A 13,146-nucleotide genomic window follows, 5' to 3' on the forward strand; every position below is an offset into this window, starting at 1 on the left:
AGTAAAATAGCGGTCATTCGTTCGCGGCTGTAGTTCAATGGTAGAACGCCAGCTTCCCAAGCTTGATACGCGGGTTCGATTCCCGTCAGCCGCTCCAAAGGAATTTTCATGGCCAATACTCCACCCACCGTTTTAACATTTGCAGCGACCGATCCGAGCAGTGGCGCCGGTGTGCAAGCGGATATCATGGCGCTCGCCAGTATTGGCTGTTACCCGCTGTCTGTGATTACCGGTGTGACGGTGCAGGATACCGTAGGTGTGGAAAGTGTGATGCCGCTCGATGCGGACTGGATTAATGACCAGGCACGTGCGATTCTCGAAGATGTCTCTGTGAGTGCATTTAAATTAGGCTTGTTAGGCAGCGTTGAAAATGTGGCGGTGATTGCAGAAATCGTCGCTGATTATCCGGATGTACCGCTAATCATCGATCCCATCCTCGCTTCAGGCCGTGGGGACGAGCTTTCCAATGAGGAAATGCAGGCAGCCATGTGCGAATTACTTTTCCCGCAGGCAACCCTGATTACCCCTAATAGCCTGGAGGCGCGTCGCCTGGCTTATTATGATGAGAGTGACGAAGTTAAACACAGCTCGCTCGAAGAGTGTGCATTGCGCTTGTTGGGCATGGGCAGCGAGTATGTGATGATCACTGGCACGCATGAGCGCTCTAATGATGTGGTCAACAGCTTGTATGGCGTGCAAAATGAGATACCCGGGCTGATTAAAGATTATCACTGGGAACGTTTGCCGGGCAGTTATCACGGCTCAGGGTGTACACTGACCAGCGCAATTACTGCTTGTCTGGCGCACGGATTGACTATGGAAGAAGCTGTGCATGAAGCGCAGGAATTTACCTGGCAAACGCTGCGCCATGCTTTCCGTCCTGGGATGGGGCAATTTATCCCTGACCGCTTCTTCTGGGCGCGCGAGTCTGATGTGCAGGAAAAAGCGAGTGAACTTCAGCATTAGCGGTTTATATCTGGTCACACCGGATTGTGATGACACCGCCTTGCTGTGCGAGCAGGTCTCACAGGCGTTACAAGGTGGGGTTTCACTGGTGCAATACCGCCATAAAACCGCTAGCGATGCTTTGCGTTTAGAGCAAGCGACAGCCTTGCTGGCGATTTGCCGCCATGCGCATATTCCTTTACTGATTAACGACCACGTCACACTGGCTGCCGAACTTGATGCTGATGGCGTGCATGTCGGCCAGCATGATAGTGCGATCGCTGCCGCACGTGCGGTGCTGGGACCACAGAAAGTCATTGGTGCTTCCTGCTATAACCGCTTTGAGTTGGCCGAACAGGCGCAGGCAGCGGGGGCTGATTATGTTGCATTCGGGGCCTGTTACCCCTCTTCTACCAAGCCAAATGCACCGCGGGCAAGCGCTGCCTTGTTCACACAAGCTAAGCAGTTATTGGCAGTGCCGGTCGTTGGTATCGGTGGCATTACGCTGGATAACGCTCGCCCATTAGTTGAAGCAGGTGCCGATGCATTGGCGGTGATTACTGATATTTTCCAGGCTGCAGATATCGCTGCACGCTGCCGTCAATATCTGCCGCTATTTGCCAAAAATTGAGCGGTAATCGCTACCGCTTTACCAGACGTTGTTTGGTAAAATGCATGCATTCATTGTTTTGGTAAAGTCTATGCACATTCACATCCTTGGTATTTGTGGCACTTTTATGGGTGGCATCGCCGTGCTGGCCAAAGCGGCCGGACACCGTGTCACCGGGTGTGATGCCAATGTTTACCCCCCCATGAGCACGCAACTCGAAGCGCAAGGCATCGAGCTGATTGAGGGCTTTGACCCTGCACAAACTAGCCTGAATCCCGATATCTATGTGATTGGTAACGTGGTGACCCGCGGCAATCCGCTGATGGAGGAAATCCTCAACCAGGGCTTACCTTATATTTCTGGCCCGCAATGGCTGGCCGAGAATGTGTTGCAAGGTAAATGGGTGTTGGCGGTCGCGGGTACGCATGGCAAGACTACTACTTCTTCTATGCTGGCCTGGGTGCTGGAGTATGCAGGACTGGCCCCTGGCTTCCTGATTGGTGGTGTGCCAGAGAACTTTGGAGTGTCTGCCCGTTTGCCACAAACACCGAGGCAAGATCCCAAATCCGTTTCGCCGTTTTTTGTTATTGAGGCCGATGAATACGATACGGCTTTCTTCGACAAGCGATCCAAGTTCGTGCATTACCGCCCGCGCACGGCGGTGCTGAATAACCTTGAGTTTGATCACGCCGATATTTTTGAAGACCTGCCTGCGATTGAAAAACAGTTTCACCATCTGGTGCGTACTGTGCCGCAACAAGGCTTGGTGGTTGCCAACCAGCAGGAAAGCCTGGATCGCGTGATTGCGCGTGGCTGCTGGAGCGGGCTGGAGCGTATAGACAGTGCCAGTGGCTGGCAGGTACAAAACGTCGATGCACAAGGCCGATTTGATGTGTATTTTAACGGTGAGCGCCAGGGCAATGTGAGCTGGGAGTTGCTCGGTGAGCATAATCGCAATAATGCACTGGCCGTGATTGCTGCCGCACGTCATGTTGGGGTTGCGCCATGTATTGCGATTGAAGCATTAGGTGAGTTCAAAAATGTGAAACGCCGCATGGAAGTCAAAGGCGTGGCCAATGGCGTGACGGTTTATGACGATTTTGCCCATCACCCGACGGCAATTGCCACCACGGTGGCTGGTCTGCGTGCCAAAGTGGGTAAAGCCCGTATTTTGGCCGTGTTGGAGCCACGTTCCAATACCATGAAACTGGGAGTGATGAAAGATGCTTTGCCCGGTAGCCTGCGTGATGCCGATGCCGTGTTCTGCTATACCAATAACCTGGGTTGGGATGCGGCGGCGGCTTTAGCGCCCATCCAGTATAAAGCGCAAACCTATGATGACCTGGGGCAGTTAGTGGCTGCGGTGGCCACCGCAGCGCAAGCAGGGGATCAGGTGCTGGTGATGAGTAATGGCGGCTTTGGTGGCGTACACCAAAAATTGTTGCAGGCCTTGCAGGGATAGTTGGGCAGACGCCGCATGGGCTTACCAGAGAGTTTCCGCAAACGCTCACCGCTGGTGTGGGCGTTGTGGTTTTCGCTACTGGCACATGCAGTGGTGCTAACACTGCATTTCCAGCCTGAGCTCAAAGCTTTTAAAGACCAGATTCCTTCATTGGAAGTGATGCTGGTTAACAGCAAAACAAAAAGTGCACCCGAGAAGGCAGATGCGCTGGCGCAAGCCAATCTTGATCGCGGCGGCAATACCGATGAAAAGCGGCAGATGAAGAGTGCCTTGCCCAGCGTGCAACAAATGCAGGCTTCTATGCCACATGCCGCACAGGCCACGCTACCGTCGGCAACAACTGCGAGCAGCCCGCATGAAGCTGAACTGGTGCGTGAAAAGCAGCGTGTGGCGCAATTAGAGCAAGAGGCGCAAGCCCTGCTCACACAATTAAAAGCCAGCCAGTCCGTCACCAGTCTGCAAACACCACCGTTGTCGCAGCCACATGCGGCGGCCAGGCAGCAGCCACCTTCGCAACATGTGCCGGTGCAAGCGCAGCCGCAAACGGCAGCCATGCAAGAGATGGCCAAGCTCGAGGCGCTGATTGCCAAGCAGCAAGAAGAATACGAAACGCGGCCCAAGCGCCAGTTTGTTGGCGCGCGCACGCGTGCATATCGTTTTGCCAATTATGTAGAACAATGGCGGCAAAGAATCGAACGCGTCGGTAACCTGAATTACCCGCAAGCGGCGATGATACAAAAGCTCTATGGCAAGCTGCAAATGACCGTTTCGGTGAAAGCCGATGGTAGTATAGAAAGTATTCGTATCCACCAGAGCTCCGGGCACCGGTTATTGGATGAATCTGCGCGCCGCATTGTCCAGCTGGCGGCCCCCTTTCCGGTCTTTCCGGAAGATATTCGCCAGGATACCGATGTACTGAGCATTACGCGTACCTGGACCTTTACCAGAGATGACCAACTCTCCACCGAATAAGCGTTGCATTCGGTGCGAGGTTTTACAAGGCAATCGTTATGACCGCAAGCCACTTTCAATATCACGTATTTTTTTGTCTTAACCAGCGCGAAAACGGCGAAGACTGCTGCATGAACAGAGGCGCCGAGGCTGCGTTTGACTACATGAAAAAGCAAGTCAAACAACAAGGCCTGGCGGGTGCGGGCAAAGTCCGCATCAATCGTGCCGGTTGCCTGGACCGTTGTGCCGAGGGGCCGGTCATGGTGATTTACCCGGACGCGGTGTGGTACACCTTTGTCGATGAAAGCGACATTGACGACATTATTGAGAGCCATCTGCAGCAGGGCAAGGTGGTGGAGCGTTTGCTGGTTTAAGGTGACGCCATCATGCTGAAAAAATGGTGCCTACGCCTCATTATTAGCCTGTTGATTGCCTGCTTGCTGGCCGTCCTCGGCGTGGCGGCCTGGGTTTGGCAACCTTATGACAAAACGGCCTGGCGGGTAAAGTTGCCAGTAGGCAGTGGCATACAAGTGCGCGTACTGCCCATGCTGATGCTGGCGACTTCTCCAGCCGGGCGCTGGCTGCTGGATAAAAAAGGCTTCAGCCTGCATCATGGCGATGTCCGGCTGTATGATGCTGATGGTTTGCGTGTGCATTGCCAGCACTGTTGGCTGGAAGCCAAATCGGTCAGTGATAAACCATTGATGCTGGACTCTGTTGAGTTGTGGTTAAAGCTCGATGGGCAGCAATTAAATGGCTATTTATTAGTGGACGCGGCCAAACAGCCATTCAAAATTGATTTTGAAGGCAAGGCTACCATGCGCTCATTAAAGCTGAACTGGACCTTGCCAGCCACACCTCTGGCCAGTTTGCTGAGCCCTTTGCGCGATCATTCAGAGGCTATTTCGCAAGCCACGGTATCCGGCTCTCTTTCGGCCACTGGCATTTTGCGCTGGCCCCGCCAAAGCTGGAGTGTGCAACCGCAGCTGGCGCAGTTACAGGTGAATGGACTGGACTTAAGCAAGGTCACCTCTTCGTCTGTACAATATGATTGCCCGCTGCTGGATGAGCAAAAGCACCCGGAAAAAGTACATTGGCTCAACTACGACAAAATGGGCCGCTGGTTACCGATGGCAACCATTATTGCCGAAGATGCCGAGTTTAGGCACCATCCTGGCTATGCGCTCACACAAATGCAGCAACTGCTAGGCAAGGAAAGCACTGACAAGGCGGTGGGTGGCAGCACCATTACGCAGCAAGTCGTGAAGTATATGTTCACCAATGGCGAACGCACCTGGAAGCGCAAAATAGAAGAGTTGCTTTATGCGGTGCAACTGGAAAACACGCTGGATAAAACAAACATCCTCAACCTGTATCTGAATACGGTCGATTGGGGTCCCAGCTTGTGTGGCGCACATGCCGCGGCAAATTATTACTTCGGTCTTTCCCCTGCGCAGATGAATCCGATACAAGCCGCCTGGCTAGCGGGAATCATCAAAAATCCGCATCGTGCCTGGAAGCAGCAGTTTATGGCAAAAAAACCGGAGTTGGCGCGGGCCGAAAGCATTTTACGTTATATGCCAGAGAGTGCGCGCAAGCAGCCGGGTAGCCTGAATTTTCGTGCGTCAGCAGCCAAATAAATTACAATAGCAACTTATTCATCTTTCATTAGTGAGAAGACTGTTTTGTCTACGCTCAAACTCAATAAATCCCCCGCCACCGCAGATCAAAAACGCCAGAAACCGGTCAGACAATTGTCACCGGAGCTGCGTGATCGTACTAAACCACCTGCCAAAAAAGAGGTGTATGCTGAGGTGCAACAAGATGCCGGCTCAAAAGAGCAAGCACCGCGCAAAGACAAAGTCTTTAAAGATAAAGACCAGCGTAAACCTGCTGGCAAACCAGCCTATGCAGGCGGTGGACGCCCGCCCGCAGCCAGAGCTGGTGCAGGCCGCAGCGAGAAGCCACGTGATAAAGATCGCCCATATGTTGCGAAAACAGGGGATAGACCAACCGCCCGCAGAGCGCCGCCAACGCCAACCGTAGCAGATGCTGACTTGCAACCGCGCTTGTCCAAAGTGATGGCAGACCGTGGCCTGTGCTCGCGTCGTGAAGCCGATGACTGGATTGCCAACGGCTGGGTCAAGGTTGATGGTGAAATCATTGAAACCTTAGGTACGCGGATTGCGCCGGATGCCGAGATCGTGATTAGTGCCTATGCCAAAGAGCATCAGGCCGAAACGGTGACCATTTTGCTACACAAACCTGTTGGTTACGTCAGCGGGCAAGCCGAGGATGGTTATGAACCTGCGGTTGTGCTGTTTAATCCGGACAATCAATGGTCAGAAGATAGCAGTGGCATCGACTTCAAGCGCGGGCATTTGCGTGGTCTGGCCCCGGCAGGTAGATTGGATATCGACTCCACCGGCTTGCTGGTACTTACCCAGGATGGCCGCGTTGCACGCAAGCTGATTGGCGATGACTCCAATGTAGAAAAAGAATATCTGGTGCGGGTAGAAGGCCAGCTGAGCAATAATGGCCTGGCGTTATTAAATCACGGTCTCAGTCTGGATGGTGTTCAGCTAAGGCCCGCTAAAGTTTCTTGGCAAAATGAGGACCAACTGCGCTTTGTGTTGCGTGAAGGCCGTAAGCGGCAGATTCGTCGCATGTGTGAGCTGGTGGGTTTGCATGTGGTCGGTTTGAAACGCATTCGAATTGGCAGCATTAATTTGGGTAAGTTACCGCCGGGGCAATGGCGATATCTGGCAGCGCACGAACGGTTCTAATACTGACCACATTGCACTAGAGCAAGCAATAGTGCCTAAGTACACTACCTTTGGTTTACAATTGACAATAAATGTTAGTATTTCTGTTTCTACCATCTAGGCGAAACAGGCTTTCTTATTGATCAACCGCATATTTAGAAGGAAGAAAAAATGGGATTATTCGATAGCGTCGCTGGCGCCATGATGAACAAAGTCATGGGTGATAAAGGTCCATTGGCAAAACTGGCCATGGAATTATTTCAGCAGTACGGTGGTTTACCTGGCATTTTGCAAGCACTGAAAAATGGCGGTTTGTCTGAGCAGGTTGATTCTTGGGTCGGCACAGGGGCAAACCTGAATGTCAATGCGCAGCAAATTGGTGCGGCCTTAGGCGGTTCGGTGCTTGCCGGAATTGCCGGTAAATTGAATATGAGTACGGATGACCTGACGGGTAAAATTGCCGAGCATTTGCCGGATGTTGTGAACCAATTGACCCCGAATGGCGCGGTGGAAAATAACCCGGCACTGATCATGTCCCGCTTAATGGGCATGTTGAAATAAATAAAGCGAGCATTTGCTCGCTTTATTTATTGGAATTTTATCCTTATCGAACGCAATACTGTGTGCGATAAGCCTCAATTGCCGGGAAATACTGCGCCAGCTTCTCATTGCCTTGCAAATACGCAAACAGGTCAGCCAGTTTGGCAATGCTGACCACCGGCATCTGATTGGTTTGCTCTACTTCTTGCACAGCTGATAACTCACCTAAACCTTTTTCCTGACGGTCCAGTGCAATGCTCACGGCGCAAGGCGTGGCGCCAGCATTGCGAATCAATTCGACGGATTCGCGGATAGACGTCCCGGCAGAAATCACATCATCAATAATCAGCACGCGGCCTTTTAATGCGGCGCCTACCAGCGTGCCGCCCTCGCCATGGTCTTTGGCTTCTTTGCGGTTATACGCATAAGGGTAATTTTTGCCCATGCGCGCAAAAGCAATGCTGATGGCCGTGACCAGTGGAATCCCCTTATAAGCCGGACCAAACAGCATGTCGAATTGCAAGCCAGACTGTAGAATACTGTTGGCGTAGAATTCACCCAGTTTGAGCATGCTTTCGCCATCATCAAACAGGCCAGCGTTAAAAAAATAGGGGCTTAAGCGCCCTGCTTTGGTTTTAAATTCGCCAAAGCGCAACACCTGTTTCTGGATGGAAAAAGCAATAAAATCGGCACTTAATGTGTTTGTAGTCATTTTTAAAAGCAGAAAGTATTTAGACAATGCGTATTATAACCTTGAACCTCAATGGCATACGGTCGGCCTGTAACAAAGGCTTTTTGCCCTGGCTGGCAAATAGTGGCGGCGATATTGTCTGTTTGCAGGAGCTGAAAGCGCAAGCAGGCGATATGCAGCCTGAAATGTTGCAACCACCCGGCTATCATGGCTATTTTCACTATGCCGAGAAAAAAGGCTATAGCGGCGTAGGCATCTACAGTAAACAGCCTGCTGATAAAGTCATCATTGGTTTGGGTCATGCGCACATTGATGCTGAAGGTCGTTACCTGGAATGCCAATATGGCAATTTGAGTGTGGTGTCTTTATACCTGCCGAGTGGCTCCAGTGGCGAAGAACGCCAGCAATTTAAATTTCAGGTCATGGATGTATTCTTACCGCATCTTGAGCAGTTGGTCGCTTCTGGTCGTGACGTGGTGATTTGCGGTGACTGGAATATCGCACATCAGGAAATCGACCTCAAGAACTTTAAAGGTAACCGTAAAAATTCAGGCTTTTTGCCAGAAGAGCGGGCCTGGATGACTGATGTGCTGGGGCGTGTGGGTTGGGTGGATACCTATCGTGGTCTATATCCTGACACCACGGATGAATGCTATACCTGGTGGAGTAATCGCGGGCAGGCGTATGCCAAAAACGTCGGTTGGCGTATTGATTATCAACTGGCAACCCCGGCATTAGGCGCAAAGGTGATTGCGGCCAGTGTATATAAGGCGGAACGGTTTAGTGATCATGCGCCGTTGACTGTGGATTATGCGGATTGATTAAATAAGGTTGTTTTTTGCTGGGCCAAAGTGAATTTATGAACTAACTATTTCGCCTTTACGGCGACCTTCTTTCTTATGCTTGTCCATAAGAAAGAAGGCAAAGAACAAGACACCCCAGCTTCCGCTTAATTCCTGTGCTACTCGGTTTGTCGGGCGTCCATCGAAACTCGCCCTGACAAGCCACACAGAACGTGGCTTGTTGCGGAACTCGGACAGCCGATGGCCAAGACTCCCGTCAATCCTGCGTTGCTCGGCGCGGCAGATGGGGACCCCGAAAACCCAATGAGCGCAACGGTAGGTGATTATAAGAAATGAGTTTGGTTTTCTAACTTTTTAAATTGCTACGATGTGAGTTTGCTGAGATAAATCCCATCCCATCACGCTGAGTAGCGGAGACAAAATAAGGAAAAAGGGAGCGACTGTTTGAGCACCGCAGTAGCTTGCGTAGTGTGCAAGCTGCTAGGGCGAGTTTCGTGACCGTTTATTTTGTTGAGCAACGCAAGGGAGCCGTAGGTCGTGATGGCTGGGTGCCCTCCTCTTTGGTTACTTTCTGAGGGGCAAGCATCAGAAAGTGACTCGCCTAGAGGCGAAAAAGAACGTTTGGTTTTAGCAACAAATTATTACCGATCTCGCCACCTAGCCACCTTAAACAACAGTAACATCCCCGGGATCGCCAGCAAGGTACACACATAAAAAAACTGTTCCCACCCCAGGCTCTCCACCATGCCGCCTGTGAGTGCATTGAATACAGAGCGTGGTACGGCAGACAGACTGGTAAACAAGGCGAGTTGGGTCGCGGTATACGCCGGGTTGGTTTCACGTGCCATGTAAGCGACATAAGCCGCCGTACCTAAACCAACGCCAAAAGCTTCAACCCCGATGACAATGCCAAGCATGCTGCGCTCGGCCACGCCGATTTCGATAAATGGCCCGCTGTGCGCCAGCCAGGCGAAACCGAGAATCGATAAAGCCTGGACCACGCCAAAGACCCACAGGCCGCGATTAATACCGAGTTTAAGCATCCACAGGCCGCCAACAAAGGCGCCAGCAATCTGCATCACCAGGCCACTGCCCTTCACAATCGCGCCGATATCGGTTTTGCTGTAGCCCATATCAATATAGAAAGGGGTGGCGAGCGCGGTGGCCATGCTGTCACCGAGTTTATATAGCAGAATAAACAGCAGCACCCACAGCGCATGTTGCCAGCCACTGCGATGCATAAATTCTTTAAACGGTTCTACAACTGAAGCGAGAAGTGTTTTCGGTACGCTGACAATGACGGGTTCTTGTGACCATAAAGTAAAGCCGATGCCCGGTAACATGAACAGGCCGACAATCAGGAACACTTGTGACCATGGCAGGTGATCGGCGAGAATGAGTGCCAGTGAGCCGGGTACCAGCCCGGCAATGCGGTAGGCGTTGACGTGTATGCTGTTGCCCAGGCCAAGTTCCTGGTCGCTTAAAATTTCGCGACGGTAAGCGTCGATGACGATGTCCTGACTCGCAGAAAACAGGGCGACCAATGTCGCAAGGATAGCGACCATAGTAATGTCTTGTTGTGGTTGAAACATGCCGAGGCTGATGATGCTGGCAAGTAAGGCCAGTTGGGTGGCTAATATCCAGCTGCGACGGCGACCAAGCGCTTGTAGCAAGCTGTATCTGTCCATCAGTGGTGCCCATAAAAATTTCCAGGTGTATGGCAACTGCATAAAAGCAAAGGCGGCAATGGTTTTGAGATTAAGACCTTCGCTACGCAGCCAGGCGGGTAATAGTTGCAGTAGCAGGTAAAGCGGCAGGCCGGAGCTGAAGCCTAATGCCACACACATCAGCATGCGGCGCGTAAACAGGGTTTGTGCGATGGTCATGCCCGCATTGTAAACGCTTTTACCTGGCCGCCAATCTTAAGGCAAAAAAAAGCCAACCCTTACGGGTTGGCCACACTCGGAGATCAATGGTAAAACGTTGGAAATGCAGAGTCAGTGGAGGCGCCGTTGCAAGCATGGCAGCCAGATTCCAGCGCTGCCACTGACGCTTTATTTCACAGGGGAACTACAAACTTAATACCCACTGGACGATGGTCTTGATATCGTCGTCCTTCACTTGTGGGCTGTTAGGTGGCATAGGCATCTCGCCCCATACACCACCGCCACCGGTTTTCACTTTTTGTATCAGTTTGGCTTCAGCCGTTTTGTCGCCTTTGTATTTGGCGGCCACTTCCTTGTAAGCAGGGCCGACGACTTTTTTGTCCACACCGTGGCACAGCAAACAACCGCTTTTCTGAGCCAATGCTTCGGCACCGCTACCCGCAATCGCGGAGGCAGTGGCCGCGAGCAAGGCTGTTGCCAGTAAAGTTTGATTGAATAATTTCATCAGAAATCCTCTCTTATAAACTGAATACGTTCATGCCACCGCCACCAGGTGCGGCATTGTATTTGGTCAGCTCTTTGTAACCACCCGCTGCACCCAAGCCATCGGTATCGTTGGTCAGGCCGAGGTTCATGGCCACACCAGCCCAGCCACCAATGCCGGACAATACGCCTACGTATTGCTTGCCTTTGTGACCATAGGTGATCATGTTGCCTACCACGCCGGAGCCAACCTGGAATTTCCACAGTTCTTTACCGGTTTTGGCATCCAGCGCTTTCACCCAGCGATCCAGCGTGCCGTAGAACACCAGGTCAGACGCCGTTACCAATGCGCCACCCCAGGCAGAGAATTTCTCTTTGTTGTACCACTGCGCTTTGCCTTTGAGGCCATCCCAGGCCATAAAGCCACCCATCACACCATCCGGGCCTGCAAACATGGTCAGGGTTGCGCCTACCCATGGTTGACCAGCGACATACTTGGATTCAACCGGTTCGTAGGTCATGCACACGTGGTTCAAAGGCACGTAAAATGTTTTATTTTTAGGTGAGTAAGCTGCTGGTTGCTCGTCTTTTACGCCCAACGCAGAAGGGCATACGCCTTTGGCGTTGTAATCCTGGTGCGTGGAGTATTTTGGGTCTTTGACCGGAATACCGGTTTTCATGTCAATCTTGCTCGCCCAGTTGACGAACGGATGCATTTTTTCTGCTACCAGTAAGGTACCGTTGGTGCGGTCAAAGGTATAGCCAAAACCGTTACGGTCAAAGTGTGAGGCCAGTTGCTTGCCGTTGGCTTCCCATAAAATGATTTCGTTCATGCCGTCGTAATCCCACTCGTCATGCGGTGTCATCTGGTAGCCCCAGCGTGCCATGCCTGTATCGAGGTCACGGGCGAAAATCGTCATTGACCATTTATTGTCGCCTGGGCGCACGTCCGGGTTCCAAGTGCCTGGGTTGCCGGTGCCGTAGTACATCAGGTTCAATTTCGGGTCGTATGAGTACCAGCCCCAGGTCGGGCCGCCACCATTTTGCCAGCCATCTTTCTGTTGCTGCGGTTTCAACCAGGTGCGTACACCCAGGTTGGCTTCCGGAAATTTCAATTGGGATTTGTCTAGGTTCTTGAATGAACCACCCATTTTGTTACCGCCGTTCACGTCTTCATATAAGGACAGGGCGCTGTACTGCGGATTTTCCTTGTTGAAGTCTGCGCCTATCATGACTTCACTGTCAGAGCCGGTGCTGTAAGCTTTCCAGATCAGGCTGCCATCTTTTAGGCTGTAAGCACTGATATGGCAACGTACGCCAAATTCACCGCCTGAACAGCCGGTAATTACTTTGTCTTTAAATACATGCGGTACGTTAGTATTGGCTGAACCGGTTTTCGGGTCATTCACTTTCACGTCCCACAATTTGGCGCCGGTTTTAGCGTCCAAAGCTACCAAGACGCCATTATTCTGTTGCAGCAGAATTTTGCCATCACCGTAGCCCAAGCCTTTGTTGACGTTATCGCAGCACAATACAGACTGCACATCCGGGTCCTGTTTAGGAAAATAAGACCACAGGATTTTCTGGTTATCGTTCAGGTCCAGCGCATACACGTTATTCGGGAATGCGGTATGGATATACATGGTATTGCCAATCACCAGTGGCGCACCTTCGTGGCCGCGGTTAACGCCAGTGGCAAATGTCCATGCCAGTTTCAATTGTTTGACGTTGCTTTTGTTGATTTGTGACAAGCGGCTGTAACCCTGGTTTGCGTAATCTTTACGCGCCATAGGCCACTGGTTGTCGTCTTTCATCATGGCGTCCAGTTCGGCATTTGCCAATACGCTGGTGCTCACGCTGGCTAGCATCATTGCAGTGATGGCGAGCTTGATACGTTGTTGCATAAATAACCTCCAAAATGGTTGCGGTGAAGCTGGTATGTGTAGTGTTGCAAGCGGTCAACAAAGGCTTCTTTTGTGACTGCCTGCCATTGATTGCAACGCACGTGCC

The 13,146-nt window shown here is 51.8% G+C and carries 13 protein-coding genes and 1 tRNA gene; 10 read left to right on the forward strand and 4 right to left on the reverse strand.

The genetic code is table 11. The annotated features are described in order from the left end of the window. Positions 1 to 23: 23 nt before the first annotated feature. From GQ52_RS04985 to GQ52_RS05025, 9 genes are all read left to right on the forward strand, one after another. Positions 24 to 97: transfer RNA gene (locus GQ52_RS04985), tRNA-Gly, on the forward strand. An 11-nt stretch (positions 98 to 108) separates the two neighbouring features. After that, a complete protein-coding gene (locus GQ52_RS04990) occupies positions 109 to 966 on the forward strand; it encodes a hydroxymethylpyrimidine/phosphomethylpyrimidine kinase (RefSeq protein WP_024930177.1) in 858 nt (285 codons plus the stop codon). Continuing rightward, positions 950 to 1,576 carry a thiamine phosphate synthase gene (gene thiE, locus GQ52_RS04995; protein ID WP_081979313.1) on the forward strand — a complete coding sequence of 209 codons (627 nt, stop codon included), beginning with the start codon at positions 950 to 952 and terminating at the stop codon, positions 1,574 to 1,576. The genes GQ52_RS04990 and thiE overlap by 17 nt, the downstream gene beginning before the upstream one ends. A 70-nt stretch (positions 1,577 to 1,646) precedes the next feature. Next, positions 1,647 to 3,017 (forward strand): UDP-N-acetylmuramate:L-alanyl-gamma-D-glutamyl-meso-diaminopimelate ligase, encoded by a 1,371-nt coding sequence (mpl, locus tag GQ52_RS05000; protein WP_047518529.1) that lies wholly within the window; start codon positions 1,647 to 1,649, stop codon positions 3,015 to 3,017. A 15-nt stretch (positions 3,018 to 3,032) separates the two neighbouring features. Beyond that, positions 3,033 to 3,989 carry an energy transducer TonB gene (locus tag GQ52_RS05005; protein WP_047518531.1) on the forward strand — a complete coding sequence of 319 codons (957 nt, stop codon included), beginning with the start codon at positions 3,033 to 3,035 and terminating at the stop codon, positions 3,987 to 3,989. Beyond that, entirely contained in the window at positions 3,986 to 4,342 is a 357-nt protein-coding gene (locus tag GQ52_RS05010; protein WP_255360771.1) for a ferredoxin, read from the forward strand. The genes GQ52_RS05005 and GQ52_RS05010 overlap by 4 nt, the downstream gene beginning before the upstream one ends. A gap of 12 nt (positions 4,343 to 4,354) precedes the next feature. Further along, on the forward strand, positions 4,355 to 5,608 hold the full coding sequence (locus GQ52_RS05015) for a biosynthetic peptidoglycan transglycosylase (RefSeq protein WP_047515635.1): 1,254 nt from the start codon (positions 4,355 to 4,357) through the stop codon (positions 5,606 to 5,608). A 45-nt stretch (positions 5,609 to 5,653) separates the two neighbouring features. Further along, a complete protein-coding gene (locus GQ52_RS05020) occupies positions 5,654 to 6,754 on the forward strand; it encodes a pseudouridine synthase (RefSeq protein WP_047515637.1) in 1,101 nt (366 codons plus the stop codon). Between the two features lie 150 nt (positions 6,755 to 6,904). After that, a complete protein-coding gene (locus GQ52_RS05025) occupies positions 6,905 to 7,294 on the forward strand; it encodes a YidB family protein (protein WP_047515639.1) in 390 nt (129 codons plus the stop codon). Between the two features lie 43 nt (positions 7,295 to 7,337). On the opposite strand, the gene pyrE is transcribed toward GQ52_RS05025, so the two are convergent. Next, complete coding sequence (gene pyrE / locus GQ52_RS05030) at positions 7,338 to 7,985, reverse strand: orotate phosphoribosyltransferase (RefSeq protein WP_200884044.1); 648 nt, start codon at positions 7,983 to 7,985, stop codon at positions 7,338 to 7,340. Between the two features lie 26 nt (positions 7,986 to 8,011). Here pyrE and GQ52_RS05035 point away from each other — a divergent pair, with 26 nt between their 5' ends. Then, positions 8,012 to 8,785: an exodeoxyribonuclease III gene (locus GQ52_RS05035; RefSeq protein WP_019880716.1), complete on the forward strand. Its 774-nt coding sequence runs from the start codon at positions 8,012 to 8,014 to the stop codon at positions 8,783 to 8,785. Between the two features lie 623 nt (positions 8,786 to 9,408). Here the strand turns inward: GQ52_RS05035 and GQ52_RS05040 are convergent. The 3 genes from GQ52_RS05040 to GQ52_RS05050 all read right to left on the reverse strand — a co-directional run bounded on the left by GQ52_RS05040 (position 9,409) and on the right by GQ52_RS05050 (position 13,040). Continuing rightward, positions 9,409 to 10,653, reverse strand: a complete 1,245-nt coding sequence (locus GQ52_RS05040) for an AmpG family muropeptide MFS transporter (protein ID WP_047515642.1) — start codon at positions 10,651 to 10,653, stop codon at positions 9,409 to 9,411. Positions 10,654 to 10,837: 184 nt separating this feature from the next. Further along, positions 10,838 to 11,158: a c-type cytochrome gene (locus GQ52_RS05045; protein WP_047515644.1), complete on the reverse strand. Its 321-nt coding sequence runs from the start codon at positions 11,156 to 11,158 to the stop codon at positions 10,838 to 10,840. A gap of 13 nt (positions 11,159 to 11,171) precedes the next feature. Beyond that, on the reverse strand, positions 11,172 to 13,040 hold the full coding sequence (locus tag GQ52_RS05050) for a methanol/ethanol family PQQ-dependent dehydrogenase (RefSeq protein WP_019880711.1): 1,869 nt from the start codon (positions 13,038 to 13,040) through the stop codon (positions 11,172 to 11,174). Between the last annotated feature and the right edge of the window lie 106 nt (positions 13,041 to 13,146).

Source organism: Methylophilus sp. Q8 (assembly GCF_000800115.1).
In the GTDB taxonomy this organism is placed as follows: domain Bacteria; phylum Pseudomonadota; class Gammaproteobacteria; order Burkholderiales; family Methylophilaceae; genus Methylophilus.